This window comes from Bartonella sp. AP58NXGY (assembly GCF_042195785.1).
In the GTDB taxonomy this organism is placed as follows: Bacteria; Pseudomonadota; Alphaproteobacteria; order Rhizobiales; family Rhizobiaceae; genus Bartonella.
Genome location: NZ_JBHIOY010000002.1, coordinates 252991 through 272258, shown reverse-complemented (window position 1 = coordinate 272258; position 19268 = coordinate 252991). Strand labels below are relative to the sequence as shown.

General features: G+C 41.9%; 18 protein-coding genes. 3 read left to right on the top strand and 15 right to left on the bottom strand.

Translation table 11 applies throughout. The annotated features are described in order from the left end of the window. Positions 1–1368 precede the first annotated feature (1368 nt). The 4 genes from ACFINC_RS02645 to ACFINC_RS02630 form a co-directional block, all read right to left on the bottom strand. Positions 1369–2373 (bottom strand): phage tail protein, encoded by a 1005-nt coding sequence (locus tag ACFINC_RS02645; RefSeq protein ID WP_375615965.1) that lies wholly within the window; start codon positions 2371–2373, stop codon positions 1369–1371. Continuing rightward, positions 2370–3509 (bottom strand): tail fiber domain-containing protein, encoded by a 1140-nt coding sequence (locus ACFINC_RS02640; RefSeq protein WP_375615964.1) that lies wholly within the window; start codon positions 3507–3509, stop codon positions 2370–2372. The genes ACFINC_RS02645 and ACFINC_RS02640 overlap by 4 nt, the downstream gene beginning before the upstream one ends. Further along, positions 3506–3979, bottom strand: a complete 474-nt coding sequence (locus ACFINC_RS02635; protein ID WP_375615963.1) for a hypothetical protein — start codon at positions 3977–3979, stop codon at positions 3506–3508. Before ACFINC_RS02635 ends, ACFINC_RS02640 begins: the two co-directional genes overlap by 4 nt. Positions 3980–4298: 319 nt before the next feature. After that, on the bottom strand, positions 4299–5762 hold the full coding sequence (locus ACFINC_RS02630; RefSeq protein WP_375615962.1) for a hypothetical protein: 1464 nt from the start codon (positions 5760–5762) through the stop codon (positions 4299–4301). Between the two features lie 335 nt (positions 5763–6097). On the opposite strand from ACFINC_RS02630, the gene ACFINC_RS02625 reads away from it, so the two are divergent. After that, a complete protein-coding gene (locus tag ACFINC_RS02625) occupies positions 6098–6223 on the top strand; it encodes a hypothetical protein (RefSeq protein WP_375615961.1) in 126 nt (41 codons plus the stop codon). Between the two features lie 51 nt (positions 6224–6274). On the opposite strand, the gene ACFINC_RS02620 is transcribed toward ACFINC_RS02625, so the two are convergent. The 7 genes from ACFINC_RS02620 to ACFINC_RS02590 all read right to left on the bottom strand — a co-directional run bounded on the left by ACFINC_RS02620 (position 6275) and on the right by ACFINC_RS02590 (position 14966). Next, positions 6275–6970, bottom strand: a complete 696-nt coding sequence (locus ACFINC_RS02620; RefSeq protein ID WP_375615960.1) for a hypothetical protein — start codon at positions 6968–6970, stop codon at positions 6275–6277. Between the two features lie 83 nt (positions 6971–7053). Then, on the bottom strand, positions 7054–8172 hold the full coding sequence (locus tag ACFINC_RS02615; RefSeq protein ID WP_375615992.1) for a N4-gp56 family major capsid protein: 1119 nt from the start codon (positions 8170–8172) through the stop codon (positions 7054–7056). A gap of 277 nt (positions 8173–8449) precedes the next feature. Then, positions 8450–9226 (bottom strand): hypothetical protein, encoded by a 777-nt coding sequence (locus tag ACFINC_RS02610; RefSeq protein WP_375615959.1) that lies wholly within the window; start codon positions 9224–9226, stop codon positions 8450–8452. A 179-nt stretch (positions 9227–9405) separates the two neighbouring features. Next, entirely contained in the window at positions 9406–9645 is a 240-nt protein-coding gene (locus ACFINC_RS02605; RefSeq protein WP_375615958.1) for a hypothetical protein, read from the bottom strand. 161 nt (positions 9646–9806) lie between these two features. Continuing rightward, a complete protein-coding gene (locus ACFINC_RS02600) occupies positions 9807–11630 on the bottom strand; it encodes a portal protein (protein ID WP_375615957.1) in 1824 nt (607 codons plus the stop codon). Then, positions 11630–12991 carry a PBSX family phage terminase large subunit gene (locus ACFINC_RS02595; RefSeq protein WP_375615956.1) on the bottom strand — a complete coding sequence of 454 codons (1362 nt, stop codon included), beginning with the start codon at positions 12989–12991 and terminating at the stop codon, positions 11630–11632. Before ACFINC_RS02595 ends, ACFINC_RS02600 begins: the two co-directional genes overlap by 1 nt. Positions 12992–14636: 1645 nt before the next feature. Next, complete coding sequence (locus tag ACFINC_RS02590) at positions 14637–14966, bottom strand: hypothetical protein (protein WP_375611698.1); 330 nt, start codon at positions 14964–14966, stop codon at positions 14637–14639. A 794-nt stretch (positions 14967–15760) separates the two neighbouring features. On the opposite strand from ACFINC_RS02590, the gene ACFINC_RS02585 reads away from it, so the two are divergent. Further along, complete coding sequence (locus ACFINC_RS02585) at positions 15761–16129, top strand: helix-turn-helix domain-containing protein (RefSeq protein WP_375615955.1); 369 nt, start codon at positions 15761–15763, stop codon at positions 16127–16129. A 292-nt stretch (positions 16130–16421) separates the two neighbouring features. Here the strand turns inward: ACFINC_RS02585 and ACFINC_RS02580 are convergent, their stop codons facing one another. The 3 genes from ACFINC_RS02580 to ACFINC_RS02570 all read right to left on the bottom strand — a co-directional run bounded on the left by ACFINC_RS02580 (position 16422) and on the right by ACFINC_RS02570 (position 17199). Next, positions 16422–16715, bottom strand: a complete 294-nt coding sequence (locus tag ACFINC_RS02580; protein ID WP_375615954.1) for a hypothetical protein — start codon at positions 16713–16715, stop codon at positions 16422–16424. Further along, on the bottom strand, positions 16708–16839 hold the full coding sequence (locus ACFINC_RS02575) for a hypothetical protein (protein ID WP_375615953.1): 132 nt from the start codon (positions 16837–16839) through the stop codon (positions 16708–16710). The genes ACFINC_RS02580 and ACFINC_RS02575 overlap by 8 nt, the downstream gene beginning before the upstream one ends. A gap of 171 nt (positions 16840–17010) precedes the next feature. Then, positions 17011–17199, bottom strand: a complete 189-nt coding sequence (locus ACFINC_RS02570; RefSeq protein WP_375615952.1) for a hypothetical protein — start codon at positions 17197–17199, stop codon at positions 17011–17013. A 748-nt stretch (positions 17200–17947) separates the two neighbouring features. Here ACFINC_RS02570 and ACFINC_RS02565 point away from each other — a divergent pair. Next, positions 17948–18319 (top strand): helix-turn-helix domain-containing protein, encoded by a 372-nt coding sequence (locus ACFINC_RS02565; protein WP_375615991.1) that lies wholly within the window; start codon positions 17948–17950, stop codon positions 18317–18319. 272 nt (positions 18320–18591) lie between these two features. On the opposite strand, the gene ACFINC_RS02560 is transcribed toward ACFINC_RS02565, so the two are convergent. Beyond that, positions 18592–18735, bottom strand: coding sequence for a hypothetical protein (locus ACFINC_RS02560; protein ID WP_375615951.1), 144 nt, complete (start codon positions 18733–18735; stop codon positions 18592–18594). Positions 18736–19268 lie beyond the last annotated feature (533 nt).

The window sequence follows — 19268 nt, the reverse complement described above, 5'->3', positions numbered from 1 at the left end:
GACAACCTCAGACAACCTCAGACAACCTCAGACAACCTCAGACAACCTCAGACAACCTCAGACAACCTCAGACAACCTCAGACAACCATGTAAAAGGCTTTTGAAAAAAATTTCCTCATCGAAAATTTTTACAAAGTATTTTTTTAGATTATACTCTGTTTTCCACCTAAAATGTTGACTTTATCACCTGATAACCAAAGAAAAATGTTTGACCACCTTGCATGCTGTATCAACCTTTCCCAAAAGGACAAAGCCCACACCGGTCTTTAAATAATGCCAATCAATAAACAATGGTTTGTCAACAATCTGGCTTCGTATCTAACAGATTTAACTTGGCTTCCCCCTTCAAATGCCTCTTTGTAATGTATCCCTATTTAGAGTTACTCTACAAAAAAACACTGCTTTAGGAATACTCACAGACGAAAAACACCCTATGCATAAAATTTTAACCACATCTCAAACAATGGTATTTTACAACACAACGGAACAAACTATTGTCTTACAGATTTTCTCGTATCACTCTCATCCTGTTTCAAGAAGTTTCCTGATAAGCACAAAATGCCATCTCAGAGAGTTCAATGCCTCACCATACGTTACAACGCATCACCAACCTGCTGCTTCTAGCCAACAGTGCACCCATTTTGAAAGCAAAGAGCGCTTTTTTGCTACACGCTTTGCCAAAAAAGGGAGTGCTCCATTTTGCCTTTTCTCGCTTTAAATAAACATATCCGTTGACCTCTTCCCACCACCCTCAAAGGACAAAGGTTTTAGCCCCACATCGGTTTGTAAACAATCCAACTCCTCTGAAGGGGCTCCATATCTGCTCATTATTTATATGATTCACTTGCATAATACTTAACCAAGCAAATCCTCCCCAGAACAGTTGCTAATGTATTAAATACTTTAAGCTATCTTACTGATATCACCAGCTTCAATAATAGTGTTTTAATGACGGTATTTTACGCTATAATAGGATAAAATTATCTAGGGGCTTTTTGTCATCGCACAGCAGCGGTTTAAACCCAGCACTTGAAATAATGGATCACGACACCACAAGAAAGAGGTATTTTGGATAAAATATTGATTCTTCAGCAAAAAACGCCATGAATAAAGAAAATTTTTTTGTTCTCCCCCTACCTTCAATAATCACTGTCTTGATCCTCTAAAGCACAATAGGCAAACTTACCTTTAGACATCCAACAAAGGCAGCACAAAAAATAAAAAAATAAAGAGAGTTGAGTTTTTTTCTAAAGCGCCTCAAAACTTTCTGCACAATATATTCTATAAGACTTTATATTCAATAAGATTTTTTTCTCATAACAGACATTTTGCAAGCATTTTTATCCTTCTGTCATACAGCTTTCATTCTCAGGCTTTGACAGCATAAACCACCGCCATATTGACGGGGCGTGTTTCATCTCCCCCTGTTTTTTGCAACAAGACCTTATGTTCATGCTCTCCCGCAGCCTTCGTTAACCGATCTTTATTGTAGACTTGAGCCAGATGCCTATAATATTCACCGTGATTCATATCCCAAACTACCTCGTCAATCATTGGATAACTATGCTGGTGGTTACCTGTTGAATCTGTTTTTCCTTCATGGGTATGAGATTTAAAAGACTCTTCTTGTCGACTTCCCAAGCGACGTCCTTTATCAATTTCTTTTCCACTATCGAGCCCCCGTAAAAACATTCCACGCAAATCGGGAACATTGAATGTTGTTCTCCCATCTCCTTTTCCCCATGTTTCTCCCAAAACAGCAAAAAGATTGGCATAGTTCCTTCGCGAATATTCTTTACCATCACACAGTAACCATCCAGAGGGTATTTTTTCTGTAGCAAAAGTCCCAATAAATCCAGAAGAAAAAGTTTCAGGCAAAGGAGGAAAGGGAGGGATTTCAGGAAGTTTTATAGTAGGATTGGTTAAAAACCAGCCATCAGCATTTTTTCCGGCAATATCACGCGTATAGACGACTTCATAAAGCCCCCCCTTTTGAATTTCTCCGCCCTTTAAAGGCATGATACCCTCTGGCGTTGCCATATAAGTTGGTCGTGGAAGTAATTGATTCAAAGAAATATTTGTTATTCCTCTATTGACGCCTTGTGCTTTAAAGCGCACAACAATGCCATCCATATAAGTCTCAAAAAAAGACTTTGTTGCCAAACGAAGTGACGTTCTCTCGTTTTCCACATCGACAGTAAACTGTGTTTCAATCCCGCCCCCATTATCCAACAAATATTCTTTGATGCGTTGCATCATAGCGCGAGCACTATCATTGACTGTGCTTGGCGGTTGCCCTTCTGCCCAGTTTATACTTTCATCGGCATAAGCATTTTCTGATGCAACAATTGACCAATCATAAATTGAACTCATAGAAGATACTCTTTTTTCAAAAAGGGAAAACGAGCAAAAAATGAAGAAAAGAAAGCCGCAACTTTATTTTTAGATGCCGGTATTTTTTCCATTTTCACTTTTTCCATTTTCAAACCTATTTTGTCATAATCAACATGCAATAACTTTGTTTTTGCATTGACATAAACAGCTTCAGGCTTCACACGCAACACATCTTGCGCCATAACGCCCTGATAACGTTGTGGATTTCCTTTATAATTAAAGGTATAAAGTGGATATCCATTTTTCTGCCCCACAGGGATAATATTTTCTTTTGCTCTCACGTCACAAAGCCCTAAAATTCCTCCGACCAATCCAAGCACTTGCTGCGCATCACGCAACGGATCTTTTGTCACAGAAGGTATTGTTGTAGATTTTCCTGAAGTTGTTCCGTAATTTCCAGCGGCCTGTGTTCCTACCTGTAACAAGCGTTCTAAGCGGTTCCAATCTTGATTATCTTTTTCTGACCATTTTTGGCGCTCCGCATCTAAGACATTTTGACGATTCATATCTTGAATCATTCCTCCTTTCAAAGCATTGCTTTGCGCATTACTCTGTCCTTGATAATAGCTATTTGCTGCATTAACCTGATCCTGCTGAGAGCGATCAATCATCTGGTTCGCGTTCATCATATTATTAATATCTTGATTATATTGCTGTACCGCAGCATTTGTTGCCAAAGCGCCTAACTCATCGGCCAGCACACCGGTATGGGCGCCAGAACCATAACGTCCTGCCCCAGACATAGATTGATTAATCGCATCAGAAGTTTTATTCAGAGCATTTTGCAATGCAGTATTAAATTTACTATTGCTTCCAATCCAGCTTCCCTTAGCCATACCGGAAAGATTTGTAGCGCTGTTGGTTGGTGCATTCAACCATTGCGTTACCGTTGGATTATTATAGAGCCCAGCTGCTTGTTGTAAACCAGTTAGCGCATTTTTTGTCATATCGCTAAGACCGGCAACTCTCTCTCCCTGATAAACGTTTCCGCCAATTCCTTTATTATAAAGTCCAAGCGCGTTAGCACTGGCTTGTTTAAGAATATCAGCGGCCCAAGCGGGTGGTGCATTTGTTTGTGTTGTTGTCTGTACTTGAGGTGTTTTTTTTCTACTCATGAACCCAGAACCTTTCTATATTGAATAAGATTACGAGAATATCCGTGATGAGCGAGCTTTTTCGCCCATCCAGTTCTTCCAAACATGTGCATTTCGTCCGCATTGATTGTTCGCGCCCATTTTTCGACTTCATCAATCAACTTGACCAATTTCAGCCCTCCCTCTCCAGCAAGATCTGAGAGAACGACGCATTTTTTTCCCGTATGGGTTATTTCAACTTTGGTAATTGCAAAAGCACTAAATTGGATTTTATTTTTTAAGACCAGCCACAATTGTGCTTGTCCTGTAGCGATTTCTTCAGCGATTTTTTCCAGACAAACATCATCCGGAAAGCGCTGCGCATATTTTTTCAATGCAGCATTGAGTGCCTCTTGATAGGGAGCTATTTTTTCCCATGGCCACTGCTCTGTCAGATGAGCAGAATATAAATCTTGACTCTCAAGCATCATAATTTTAGCTTTGTCACTCATCTCCCCTCAAATAACATCCCCCTACGCATTTCACGCATTCCATGCCCCCCGCACAACAAAAGAAAAAAAGCCCCAACATTCCTTTGTCACAACAAAGAGGGAACTTTCTTCTTTATAAAAATAAACCATGGTGCAGCCTATTTTTCCTTTATCGCAGAAAAGCATGAAACATAACGCACCACATTGCTCTTCATACTATAAAGACACAGCTTATCGCATTGTGCCTTTGTTTATAAAGGCTTAAGGAGAGCCTATGGGGCATTTGTTCTTTAATAATAGAGGCTTTGAGCCTACCGCATGGTATTATAAAAGGGCATGCCTATCGCATGCCGGCAGACGTCAATTCCACATCAAATCCGGTGACATGAGTCCAATTCACCCCTTCAGGAATACGCAATTTAAAGCGATAAAACCGTGCCCTTGCGCGACAATGAATTTGTCCAGTATTATAAGAGGGCTGTTTTTCTGGCAACCAAACAGTTTCCTCTTCAAGAGATTGTCGAAAGCGCATTCCCACAGACAAATAAAACTTTCCACTATTGACTTGAGGCATAATATTTTTCACGCGTGTTATCATGCCATTTGTCTGTCCCATTTCTTGTGATGTCACGACACAAGCCATAGGACACCCAGAAAACGACCCCAGTCTGCCCTGTTGATCAAATGCCCCCAGCATAGGTGATTCATTTCTCCACACTTTACTATCAAGAGAAAAGGACAAATCGTCAATATTCTTAGTCACAAAATCAAGACCTTCTAGGGTTGTTCCGGCTAAGAAAATAGGCAATATCATTTTGATATCCACGAGAGCTTTTGTCCATTTTTGCAATCCCCAATCATAAATAAGCAAGATACGTTTATGAAGATTCTCATCAGAATCAACCATCCAATAAACACGATTATACACTCCATCGATAGCAGCAGACAGGGTGTACAGATTATCCTTCCTTGATTTTGCGGTCATCGTTCGATCCACTTTTTCGAACCCAATAGGGATAATCTGTCCCTCATTTGTTATTTGATAAAAACCGCCCTCATCGGCAAAGAATGCTAAATCGCCCCGACAAACGATTGATTCAGCATTTTTAGCGCCTCGTTTATCGTGGATTTTTTGGAAACTAAAAATAATCTTTGATCCAGGGATAAAAGAACCGGCATAGATTGCAGAACGCATAAAGATAATTGGATTTGTTGTCTCGGTTGCCCCTTGGACGAATCCGCCATCAGGAAAATCTTGATAATCACAACTTTTTTTCCCCACGGTCCAAAATTCTGCATCATTCAATCCAGACCAATGAACCCGTCTTGGATTTTCGGTTAATTTCATCAAACAAACGAAATCTCCCCAGACACGAACAATCCCCGCTTGTGGCGGATTACCTCCTAAATTTCTAAATGTTTTATCATGGTTAATATCGATCACTTGTGGTCTATCATTGGCATTAACAGCAATGATCAAATCACCAAACAAAGCAAAAGACCACGGAGCATCGATATTAGCAAGATAAGATTTTCCTTTTTGGCTAATATCCCTCCACTTCATTGTTGTATTATCAAGCAAGTAGATTTTTTCTCTTGTCCCAGCAATAATAGAAACCCCATTTTTTGTTTTAACCGCAAGAGCACCTAAAATTGGCTCCGGACAAGGCTCTGATAAAGGTTCAAAACTTGGCATAGGGATATAGGAGCCATCAGCTGGAAGCACATTAACAAGTTCATCGGTAAAAATTCCATTGATATCTGCCACATCGGGTCGATAATCAGCGATTGGGAAAAAAGCCATCAAGACCCCCATAAAATCTCTGAAGAGCCCAGTGCCATTCAAGACACCAAGGCTTATTGATAAAAACTATAAAAGCCCTTAGAACAAAACTCTAAAGGCATAAAATTTAAGAAAATAAACAACCTTAGGTTGTTTAACGCATCAAAAAAACGATACCATAAATAATGGCCACCCCAACGCCATCCACCAGCGCCAAACCAAAATCAACTGCCCGCAATCACCCACAATGACGGGGAAAAAACCATTAAACACCCCATAAAACCTTTGAAAAGCCCAGTGCCATTCAAAACACCAAAGCTTATTAATAAAAGTCCTTAAAACTCTAAAGGCATAAAATGCAAAAAAATAAACAACCTCAAGTTGTTTATTTCATCGAGCAAAATGTGACCATAAAGAATGGTGGAGCCCAACGCCATCCACCAGCGCTTCACCATCAACACCCAACGCGCATCCAACCATAAGGGACAAACCAACCTTCAACACCCGCCATAAACGATTTCGAAAAAAGCCTTTTAAAAACCCATTGGACGAATTTTTGAAGAACCTTTTCGACGCGATGTTTCAATACGCAAAGCTTGAAGCTGTTCTTGAAAATCTCTGAAAGAAACGGCGGCATATTCAGGATCTTTAAGAATATTTTTATAAAGTTCATATTTTGCCCGTGCTTTAATAAGATCAAAAGCATAAAGCAACCAAGGATTATCATCCTCTTTCAGCTGTTCATCGGCAAAATGAACAGGAGAATAAGAAAGCTTTACAGTTTCCACATGTTCTGGTGTTGGAAAGAGACCTATTTTTTGATCAAGGTAGGTATAAAAGAATGGCGTTCCCAACGCAGGATGCATGCCATATTGTTGATGCAACACTTCCAAGGGCTTAAAGAACAATTTTGTTGGTGTTGCCTCCTTTGTTACTAAAAAGACGCTCTCCAAACTCTTTTCTGATTCAATAAAAACCCCCTCTTCTTGCCCATACCATGTTTTACCACTTTGTGTTTTAAACGTCCTTTCTCTTTTTTCATTAAAGAAAAAGGGTTCGCGTTCACACAAACGCAAAGCCGTAAAAATTGAATCTTGAATTTGCAGGGAATATTCCGCTGTTGTATCGTCAATTTCATCTTGAATAAGCGCGACCATATAAGCAAAAGTTTTAGAATGGTCTGAATGTGTAAGGTTTAGATTTTGGGGATCAGTGGATAAAGTGGTCATAAGCCTGTCCTTGTTTCTGGAAGCATTTTAAATTTTTCCCCCAACAGATCCCTCTTGTTGGGGGAAGAGAGCAAACATTCGCTTTAAGCGGGCGCTCCATAAGTTGGGATGACGATAGTGCCAAAATCCTGAGCCCCTTGCGTACTTCCTGGCAAGGTAAAGCAAGTTTTTTTCATACCAATAATGGTTTTTGCCGCGACCCCGAATTCTCTTTCATAGTCGAAGAGTTCTTCCACCAATTTATAGCGTGTTGCTCCTCGATCTTTACCAAAAGCAATCACAGCACTCTGCGCACCAAGCAGAACAGCCCGCCGCACATTTGGCACAGCTTTGTTAGTGGTCCCAGATTCGACCCCTTCGGTAATATGTTCAGCTTCGCGTAAAACCACACCATTATACATGCCCAAAGACCCATCATAGAGCGGATTTTTGATACGACTTCCACTATAGATTGCCTTAGTAATGTCGAGCCATTGCCCTGCATCTGTATTGGTTCGCAATTGCGTCACTTGGGTTGGGTGCAGATACAGCACATAGACATTTTCGCCATCAATCCGCACAGGTCTAATTTTAGGATTTGCCAATTTAGCCCGTTCGACAGCTTTATCAATGAGCTTAAGATCAAAAACATCGCCTTCTTTTAAGTCCTCATCTTTTGCTTTATCGTTAGGACGTACCACGCGTTTATTGGTTGGTGCCGTTGGCGCATTAAACCCATAATGGACAGGTTTAAGGGTAATCGTGCGTCCTTCAAAGTTAATTGTTTTTGCGGTATAACCACACACTTGAATGAAGAACATCATACTCAGACGATCTGCATACCAATCAACCAAACCATTTTTTGCCTCGGTGCGCAAATCATGGAGAATTCGTTGCTGATCAATAGTGCCCTCATTTTTGACACGCACAGCATGAACGAGTTCATTAATTGCCAAGCGATCATTGAGAAACTGTAAAGCTTCTTCATTGCCTTCCAATGTCTGCCCTTCGCTTACCCCATCGCCTAGCAACTGCACACGCAAATTAAAGCTAATGGCATCCCCACTTGCTTTCGTGGTTTCATCCTTTAACTGTACGATACTGTTTGAATCATTTCCAATCAACGGTGCAATTGGAATTGCTTTTGAGACTTCTTGGTTTAGTAATTTAGACCATGTGCGCACTGCCATTGGGTCATTAAGTCCGATATAAGTTACGGTCATTTTATCCTCTAAAAGTTTTCTTGACATAAAAAAAACCCGGCAAAGCGCCGGGCGCTCAAAACACCACATTTCATTTCAGATGGTGAATAGGTTGTTCGTGAGTTTTATCTAATTTCTGTTAGCGTCTGCCTCCTCCTTATAAGAGCTCTCCTCACCACATCCGTGCTTTGAGAAATCCCCACTCCCCCGCCCCTGTTCCCTCAAAAAACGCCTGCCACCTTCACGCCCCAAAAGCCGCTCCACGTTCCCGCAAAAAACACCTGCCACATTCTTGTTTTTAAAATTCTCTTCCCCCCATTAAACGATTAAAAGCAGCTTTATTTTTAGGATCAGCAACCCAAGCGCTAAACTCTGCTTCTGACATTTTATCAAGCATATCCAAAGAAATTGGCCCATTTGGCGTTAAACCGTTATAAGCAGCAAGAGTACGCGCAGAATTGTGTCTTTCCTGTAAATTTTCATCCATGTTATTGGGAACATTTGTGTAGCCAATTTTTTGTGCAATCGCGTAAATCACTTCAGCGGGGTTTTGATTTTTTTGCGCACAATCGCGCAAGATCTGCTTCAACTCATCACCAATTATCGCATCAATATTTTGGGGATCTGCCATCTCAGGATAGAGCGAAGCACAAGCAGCCAACTGTTTAGCCCGCGTTTCATAAATAAAATCGGCCGCTTGATCAAAATCATGATGTTTTTGTTTAACACTGGCAACAGACTGTTGATAGAATGCGTGCAACTGTTCTGCTTCACAAACAGTCGGTTTATCTTGGGGTTTTTCATGTAAAAGCCCTTGTTTTTGGAGTGTTTTTCCCAACCATTGCATATAGCCCATGAAGTCTTTTTGTGGATCTGGTGGAACATCTTCTCCCCCTTGAACCTCTTTTCCAGCCTTTTGCGAAGAGTACTGTTGTTGATGCACTTGCCCTTGGAAATTATCTTCAAGAGTTTTTTCTTCTCTTGCAATTTCACCATCTTCTCCCTCTTGTGTTGAGACCAGAAAATCTTGTTTCAATTGGTTTTGTTCTGCCGGCGTTAAGTGTTCTTGATCCATGACATTAGCCTTTTCTTTTTTTAAACAATAAAATCAAATTTTTCAGATAAAACAGCCTGTGAGCATTTATTCCCTCAATGCTCTCCCATCATTTGAGCTCCAGCATTTCCCCAAAGCTCTCCACCCCACATAACGGCAAAACTCCCCCTCTCCACCTTGCTTTTCCCAACAATCCAGCCCTATAAAACAGTTCTTTTGAGAAAAGGGAGCCCATGCACTATGGAAATCGATAAGCCCATTTTGCGCCCACCATGCCCCACCAAGTTCACCCCATATAACGGAAAGACTCCCTCTCCACCCTGCTTTTCCCAACAATCCAGCCCTATAAAACAGTTCTTTTGGGAAAAGGAAGCCCATGCACTATAGAAATCGATAAGCCCATTTTGCGCCCACCATGCCCCACCAAGTTCACCCCACATAACAGCAAGACTCCCTCGTTCTCCTATTTTTCCCCAACAGGGATAGTCTCATAAAACAGCTCTTCGAAGATAAAGGAAGACGACATTACGCTATGGAAATTGTATCGATAAGCAATTTCTGGTAGATGGAATTTATCAAAAGTCGCGCATGACAAAGCGTCCTATTGTTGAGCCTTTACTGTCTGCAACATCTGCATTATCTGCTCTGTTCCCACATTACCCCCCATCTGCGCTGAGGCATTTTGCTCTTCTTGGAGAGCGTTTTGCGCCTTTATCGCGATTTTATGAATGAGTGAAGCGGGTAAAGGCGAATAGCGTAAAAGATCGAGCATAATCTCTGGCGTTGCAAAATTTTGCATCAAAGGAAGCAATTGCATGATTAATGCAAAAGTACGCTCTTTTTCATTAAGACTTGTTGGCGCATCATCCACGACAATATCATATTCCAAACTAGTCACCATTTCGCGTGTCAGTGGAACATATTGGGCATTTTCATCCCCGGCAATACGCACCAACCGCCCATCGGAGAGATAATTTTGAATAAGATAGAGAATAATTTTTCCCTGTCGTTGCCGATATCGACGCAACCCATCAAAAAAGGAAGCCAAAAGATTAAGTGACGATTGTCGCCGTTGTTGTTCAAGAATGCCAGGCTGATTGACAGCTCGCGTCCCAATAAATTCAGAAGACAATCCCGTCACCTGTTCGAGAGCACTCTTTGCTTCATTAAACAATTGAAAAAAACCTTGCGGAAATTGCGCCACGGGTTTAGGCTGGATTCTTCCGCCAGAGACAGCCCCACTTTTCAACCAAGTAATACTATCGGCTCTAGCCCAACTCTCGACGGCTTGTCGATCATCATCAAAAGCATCGCGTTCTGCCATAATGCCGCCTTTTGATTGGCTATTGAGCAAATGCATTACTTGACTAAAATATTTGTTTGCCCACCGTTGCGGATCTTTTGTTGGCTTGACCAGTCCGTAAAACTGTCGGCTTAACTTATCAAAAGTACCGGTAATACACTCCCATCCTAATTGATTGGGTGGAACCAAGGGCTTATCAGGCGCTTCGAGCAGCTTTCTGCCCAAAAATGCCCGTTTGACAATTTTTCTGGTCAACTTTGTTGCTTGAACATGAGGAAAGGTTTTACTTAAATTTTGGAAATCCTGCTCTGAATAATCGATAAATTTTCCACTTTGAGGCTCAAGGACTTTATAAACCACCTCGCGTTCAAACCAGCGACATTCTGCCAATGTCACCATTTTAGGACGTTGATAACAGCTTGCCTCTTCTCCCTCTACCTGATAATTTTGTGTCATCCCATTGCTGGTTGGCTGTAAAAAGCTCTGATGTTTCACCCAATCAGCATGAAGATCGCTCCAATGAACATTGGGAAACATTTCCTGCGCTACGGCAAGAGGTTTTTCATCAATATACCATAAGCGTTGAGCATCAATGAGATTAGACTTAACAGCACTTGCATCCCACACCATTTTCATAGGATCCAGCCGCGCAATGATTGGTTTTCCTTGGGGATCTTGTTCATAATCAAGGCGTGTATCTGTCCAGCCCATGCCGCAAATAATTGCATCTTGAAAGGCATCGGAATCTTCGTATTCGCCGTCGGCTTCATCGCGAAACCATTCGGCTGCTCCTGTTAGAATCTGATTAGCAAAGGCTGCGCCTTCTTGTCGTGGAATAAATTGCACTTGCCTTTTATTATTGCGCTCAGCCCCGATCACAGCATTAATTAAAGGTGCAATACGGTTAAAAGTCATCACGGGTCTGTTTTGTTCGTGCAAGACAGCCAAGTCTTGCTCATTCCATTGGCGCCCATTATAAAAATCGTAATCTTCTTGGGCATTTTTTCGCCATTTTTCGACATGAGTGATATCATCTTGATACCATCCCACGAGTTTTTTAAAGAGAGCTTGATTTTCAAGCGTTTCGATTTGATCAAAAGAAGAATTTGTAGACATATTCATTAAAAAGCCATCCATGAAGTTTGAGAATGGTGAGAAGAGCGATAAGTTTTTTTTCGCACTCTAGCATTTGGTTGTTCATAAGCCACACACATCAGTCCAAAGGCATCGGCCCCATGGCTAGCCCAATCATGTTCAGCCCCTAGTCCGATATTGCGCTGTTCGTCGCGCTTTTCATGATACCAAGCAAGCGCTTTTCTCCCCGCAGATGTTGTTTCACGATTAAACCATAGTGCAGGAAACAACCGCCTTACGGCTTCGATACGCATTTTCACAGCGCCTGTTCCTTGATTAGGAATTATTTTGGTTTGAAAACCGGCTTGTTGAAGCGCACTTTCAAAACTCACATTATAGACACGATCTTTTGTTGCGCCATCATGAGGCAAGACCATAAGAGCCTTTTCATATCCCCTTTGAAAGACCCACCCCACATGCTCTGAGAGAGGTTGACCTTGGGCTTCATAATAATCGAGCACTCGGATTTCCCGTCCAACAAACTGCGCCACCCACAATGCGGTAGCATCGGCCTTTGCGCCTGTTCCCCCGATATCCCAAAAGATTCTCACCTGCATCAAAGGATCCCGTGGAACAGTGGTAATCCGCCCTTCCATTTCAGCTTCGAGCAGACATTTTTGATAATAAGCGCCTTGCACAGCTTGGAGATATTCGCCTTCCCAAATATGGTTATACTGCTCTGGTCTTTGCTGCAAATCGTCCATTCGATCACGATTGAGTTTTTCAGGAAATTGCGGATTATCACGCCAATTGATTTCCACCCCTTTGATATGAGGATTATCGACACTTCGGAAACGTTTTTCCACGGCTGCATTTTCATGGCATGGGTTCCATGTCACCCATAATTCTGCATTCCAATCTTTTCCTTCTTCGCGCAAAGTTGGAATAAGTGTTTGCCAAGCAGTTTCTGTCACGGGCTCGGCTTCATCGACCCAACAAAGGAAAACGCGTCCCATTGATTTAATACTTGCGATATTGCGATCAAGCCCAGCAAACACATAGACGATCCGTCCATCTTTTGACTTAATATATTTATCGCCGATTTCATAATAGTCTTGTAAAAAAGGATAAGACTCGATAGCGCGTTTAATTTCCTCCAAAGAACTTTCATTAAGAGAATTTTGAAATTGCCGTGCACAAAGAATAATACCGCGTTCTCCAGCCATTCCATGGCGATATCCCACCACGGCCGACATCAAAGCAAAAGAACGTGTTTTTCCAGAACCGCGTCCTCCCCAAGCGGCTCGCACATCGGCATTTCCAGTAAAAACAGGAATAAGCTTTGGAATAAGAGCTACTTGAGCCGTTTTCTGCTCCATTTTTTGAGAAATTTTCTGAACAGTTATCATTATAAATTTTCATACTTCAGCAATAATTGCGCTGCACCCTTTTGCTTATCCCAAGTTTAATATCCCAGAGCAATTGAATGAAAAGAGCAATTGAACGAAAAACGCCCTTCTCAAAAGCAGCGCTTTATCTTTTCTTCATCCTAATATTCAATAAATTTCACTTTTTTGCATGAGGTCCCCTTGACCCCACCTATGCGCCCCAACGTCCTTATCCCCCCAAAGATCATTATCTCCCCAAGGGTCCCTATTTCCCCAACACCCCCCCTCAAACACCGCGCCTGTCATCCCCCAACCACAAGCAAGGTATCCCCCCAACCAAATCATAGCCTCAGCACATGGCTCTCAGACATATCCAAAGCCCAACATCCTCCAAGATCATGCCTCTCAAGCATCACCAATCCTCACACTTTATCCCCCAAGATACCCCCCCAAAACACATGCATCCCGCAAGCATAACACTTCTCTCAAGTTTCATGCCCCTCACCATCAAAACACTGTTCCATATCCACCACACAAATACCCTGCACCAAACCCTCCAAGCACACGGGCCCTTACGGCATCATTCACCAAAGCCCCTTCCCAGTATCACGAGCGCCTACAAGCACGATAGCCTCCGCTTCAAGCCCCTCAAGATAGGCAATCACCAAAGCAGCCCCCTTGCAAGACATCACCCCACATCACCCACCTCAGCCTAACATTTTTCAATATCACAAGCCTCAGTTATCGAGGTATCATGCTTCTCCGGTTCACTATTTTTTGCATTCACTGGCACAATCTCGATACGCGAAACTGTTTTAACATCTCCCCCATTTCAATAACGAGAAAAGACCAAACCTTCACCAGAGGTCCAAAACAACAAATATCATCAAGCACTCCCCAACATCTTTCAGGTATCGCGCCCCTCATGCATCGCCATAAAAGCATCTTGCCCGCTTCACACAGACCACCCCAGACACCATGTACCCCCCAAAAAACACCATATGCACCGAAGTCTCCTCCAGTCCACGTCCTCATGCATCCCCCACCAAAGCCCAACAACTTCACAGCTCACACGCCTAAAGCACTCAGCCCCTCACCGCAATTTCAATCATAAGCTTTCAGACAAACATCTAGCATTCCCGTTCAAAGACAATATCCCTTAAACATCATATGCCCAACCCAACATTTTCTCGTAGCTTCAAACCTCAGTGACCAAAGGATCAAGCTTCTCCGGTTCAGTATTTTTGGGCTTCACTGGTACAATCTCGATACGCGAAACTGTTTTAACATCTCCCCCATTTCAATAACGAGAAAAGACCAAACCTTCACCAGAGGTCCAAAACAACAAATATCATCAAGCACTCCCCAACATCTTTCAGGTATCGCGCCCCTCATGCATCGCCATAAAAGCATCTTGCCCGCTTCACACAGACCACCCCAGACACCATGTACCCCCCAAAAAACACCATATGCACCGAAGTCTCCTCCAGTCCACGTCCTCATGCATCCCCCACCAAAGCCCAACAACTTCACAGCTCACACGCCTAAAGCACTCAGCCCCTCACCGCAATTTCAATCATAAGCTTTCAGACAAACATCTAGCATTCCCGTTCAAAGACAATATCCCTTAAACATCATATGCCCAACCCAACATTTTCTCGTAGCTTCAAGCCTCAGTGACCAAAGGATCAAGCTTCTTCGGTTCAGTATTTTTGGGCTTCACTGGCACAATCTCAATACGCGAAACTGTTTTAACATCTCCCCCTGCTTCTCCCGTAACCTGAAGAGGCAAGACTTTTGCCAGCAGCGAAAAAAAAGGAACAGGATTATTCAACGCATGATATTGAAGATAAGACACCAGCCCATCCTCACCATAGTGATATCCAGCCTGCTCAGCGGCTGTCAAAAGAGCTTCATTAAATCGCTTTGTTGTTTTATTCAAAGTTGTTTTTTTCCGCCCTTTTCGACGTAAGGGAAGACAATGTTCATCTACCATCATCATGTTCCTTCCAACTAAAGAAAAACCAATACTTCAAACACAAAAAATGACATGAAAATCAGCAACAAAATTTAACAAGCCATCAACAATAAAAAATGAGACCACACCCTAAAAGACAAGAACCCACATAAAGCCCAAATCCTCCGCATAATTTTACAGATACACGTTTTTACGCTTTTCCATCTTTACAGAAAAAAACGAAACGAAACGCCCACATCACCACCCCACGCAGCTTTGTAAACACGGATTTGTCAACAACTCAGCTTCTCACTCTAACGGATTCCCCTGCTGATTATTTCATATGGCTATCCCACACTTCAAAGAATGGTGTTTCATCAAACACGCCAGATAAACTCTGATCTACAATTCGACTTCAAAAAGCAAATTTTCCTCTGCTAAATAAAGCTTCCACCCCGCACCGGTTTTAAACTATAATCCAACCTCTTACCCAATAAATTCCCCTACTAACATCAGATTACCGCCCCCAAACATCCCTATTTTACAGTATAACCGTACAGCAAACATTTTAATTTTTCTTGCCAATCTCCTGAAACTACTTTATTGATAGTTCTGTGTTTTTGATCGTCCACGCAACGGTCAAATAGGGATTTGAAAGCCCGAACGCTCAGTACATAAATTTATCCCGCTTTGCGGGTATCCCGGAATTCCGGGAGCTTTTGCTATGTCCAAGTGCTTGTCAGCACTAAAAGCAAAAGGCTGACTGAGCTCAGTGCTTTCAAACTCCCGGAATACTCATGCGAGGGCGCTCGCAAACCGGAGGGAAGCTTGAAGTGCAAACTAAAAATTCACATTTCAACGACATTTCAATAGGTAAAAAGATCCGTCATAGAAGAATTTCAATGGGACTTTCTCAAAAGGAATTAGGAAGCCATTTAGGTGTCAGTTTCCAACAAATCCAGAAATACGAAAAAGGTTTAAATCGTGTAAGCGCGGGGTGTTTGCTCGAAATTTCTAAAAAACTAGCAGTTCCTATGAACTTTTTTTATGCGGACCTTTTAACAGCAGATATTCCCACAAAAGAACATGCCTTACACCACGATCAAGACACATACAGCGAAAAAGAACACGCCCTTTTAAAAAACTTTAGAGAACTCGAAGCGAAAAAACAAAAAGCAATTTTGTGGTTAATTTCTGATTAGACAAAAGCACACCCATCAACATCCCTCGCCAATATATCCAACATCCTTAAAATATAAGCTTCAGATCACGACACTTCAAAGAAGGCAATTTTATCAGACACGACAGATAAGCGCTGCCCTAAAATATTCCCTCACACACTTTTCTCCAGTCAACGCGATTTATACCCCTCTTCATCCCAGCTTTCCCCGCTCCATTCACAAATGCGTCCCCTAGTTCTCCGACCACATTCCATGCCAAGACAAAAGCATACAACGCATAAATCCTTCACTTCACTTTTACGTATTCACGTTTTTACGCTTTTACATCTTTACAGAAAGCAACCAAATGAAACTTTTCCCCCAGCATCTTACACTGCGTTGTCAAGAATCCAACATCTTGTAGCAGTTTCCTCCTACCAACCCCACTCAGACAGATCAGCACACCATACCCCTCAAGCAACGGTATTTCACCACATTCAACAAGCAAGCCTTTTCTGAATATTCTTACACCCATCCCTCTCCAACACAAAGAGCGAAAGCTCCTACAAATGCCGATCAATTCCGCTTCGAAGCAAATACCCCACCCAAAAGACAAAGCTTCACACACACCAAAAAGCTTCTCCCACAGCGCCAATTTTCACATTCTGCATCCTAGCTTTCGACTTCATTTGCAGACTCGTTCCCCAGTCCTTTCCCCCCATTCCATGCCAAGACAAAAGCATACAACGCATAAATTCTTCACTTCACTTTTACGGATTCACGTTTTTACGCTCTTCTATCTTTACAGAAAGCACCCAAACGAAATTTTTCCCCCAGCATCTTACACTGCGTTGTCAAGAATCCAACATCTTGTAGCAGTTTCCTCCTACCAAGCACTTAGACAGATCAGCACACCATACCCCTCAAACAACGGATTCAACAAGCAAGCCTTTTCTGAATATTCTTACACCCATCCCTCTCCAACACAAAGAGCGAAAGCTCCTACAAATACCGATCAATTCCGCTTCGAAGCAAAGACCCCACCCAAAAGACAAAGCTTCACACACACACCAAAAAGCTTCTCCCACAGCGCCAATTTTCACATGCTCCATCCTAGCTTTCCACTTCATTTGCAGACTCGTTCCCCAGTCCTCTCACCCCATTCCATGTCAAGACAAAAGCATACAACGCATAAATTCTTCACTTCACTTTTACAGATTCGCGTTTTTACGCTTTTACATCTTTACAGAAAGTAGCCAAATGAAATTTCCAAACCAGCCCACCACTCAATAAACAAGAGTCTGTAAACAATTCAACTTTTATCGCGTATATTGCACTTGGAAAACACCCCTCACCACCCCTCAAAGGATACTGTTTCACCAGACACGGATAGATAACCCCTACCCTCAAATATCCAGACACTCTCACAAAAAGCACCGTATAAATTGATATGCTTGAAGATCCGTCGACGGCATATCCTTGCCTCTAATGCCCCCATCTCACCCTACCTCAAATGACAATATTTTACAGCATAAGGCATAAGAAGATAATGAGACAATTTTTAAGATACAAAAAAATGCTCTCATTTTCCAAATCTTTTAATTGTTCTTGCCAATCTTTTGAAATTACTTTATCACTCAAAAGGTGCTTTGGTCGTCTACGCAGCGATCAATAGGGAGTTGAAGCCCGAAAACTCAAACGTTAATTTACCCCACTTTGTGGGTATCCCGGAGTTCCGGGAGTTTTTGCTATGTCCAAGTGCATCTTCGCACTAAAAGCAAAAAGCTGATTTGAGTTCAGTGCTTTCAACCTCCCGGAATACTCATGCGAGGGCGCTCGCAACCGGCAGGGGGGCTTGAAGTGCAAACAAGAAATCCACATTTCAATGATATTTCGATAGGCAAAAGAATTCGTCATAGACGAATTTCAATGGGGCTTTCTCAAAAGAAATTAGGAAGCCAGTTAGGTGTCAGTTTCCAACAAATCCAAAAATATGAAAAAGGCTTCAATCGTGTAAGCGCGGGACGCTTACAAGAAATTGCCAATATCCTAAAAGTTCCCATTACCTTTTTTTATGCCGATATTGCGATAAAAGCCGATATTGTCACAAAAGAAAATGCTCTCCCCCATGATCAAGACACCTATAGCGAAAAAGAATACGCCCTTTTAAAAAACTTTAGAGAACTCGAAGCGAAAAAACAAAAGGCAATCTTGTGGTTAATTTCTGATTAAGCAAAAGCCCATATAAAGCCCAAATCCTCTGCTTCATTTTACGGACACCGTTTTTACGCTTTTCTATATTTACAGAAAAAAACCAAACGAAACGCCCACATCAGCACCCCATGCACCACTGAGTAAACATTGATCTGTTAACAATCCAGCTAGCTTATCCAGCGGGTTTTCTTACTGATTTCAGATCACCACACCTGAAAGAGCAAAAATTCCTATAAGTACGAGTCGACAATTCCACTTCAAAAAACAGATTTCCCCACTGGATAAATCTTCTATCCCGCACCAGTTTGTAAACTATAATCCAGCCTCTTGCCAACCAAATACCCCTTATTGACTTCACAGATCACCGTTTCATTCACAAATGCGCACCCTAGTTCTCCATATTCCATACCATGATAAAAGCATACACAAAGCATAAAACCCCATCTCCTTTTTTACAGTTACACGTTTTTACGCTTTTGCGTATTTACTCTTTTACATTTTTATAAAACGAGCTCCCTTTACGCACTCAATGCATCCTTGACCTCATTCCTCAAGCAAAACTGCTTATAAAGAATTCCTTTTTCATCCAATAAAAGCGCCCCTTTTTCAAAGAGCGTTATTCTCGAGCAATGGCGGCTTTCTTAAAAATCTCTCTTAAGAGTGCACAAAAACTTATTGCTTATAGGATAAATTTTTCTCGATTCTTCTGAGGAGACATCCATTACAACTCATATTTTCCCCCCACTATACTTGGAAACATCTGATCTGTATTAATGTCCTGCTTTCCATGGAAATTTGACATCAGACACGAAATCTTTTTATGAAAGTTTTTTCCCTTTTTACGATGTTTTTTCACCAGCCTTCTCAAAGCTGTTTCCTAAATTTTTGCAACCGCTAAGCCTATAGGATTTAATGAGAAAGTTTTAGACTCTAGAAAGGATCCAACAAATCAGATCCAAACAACAGA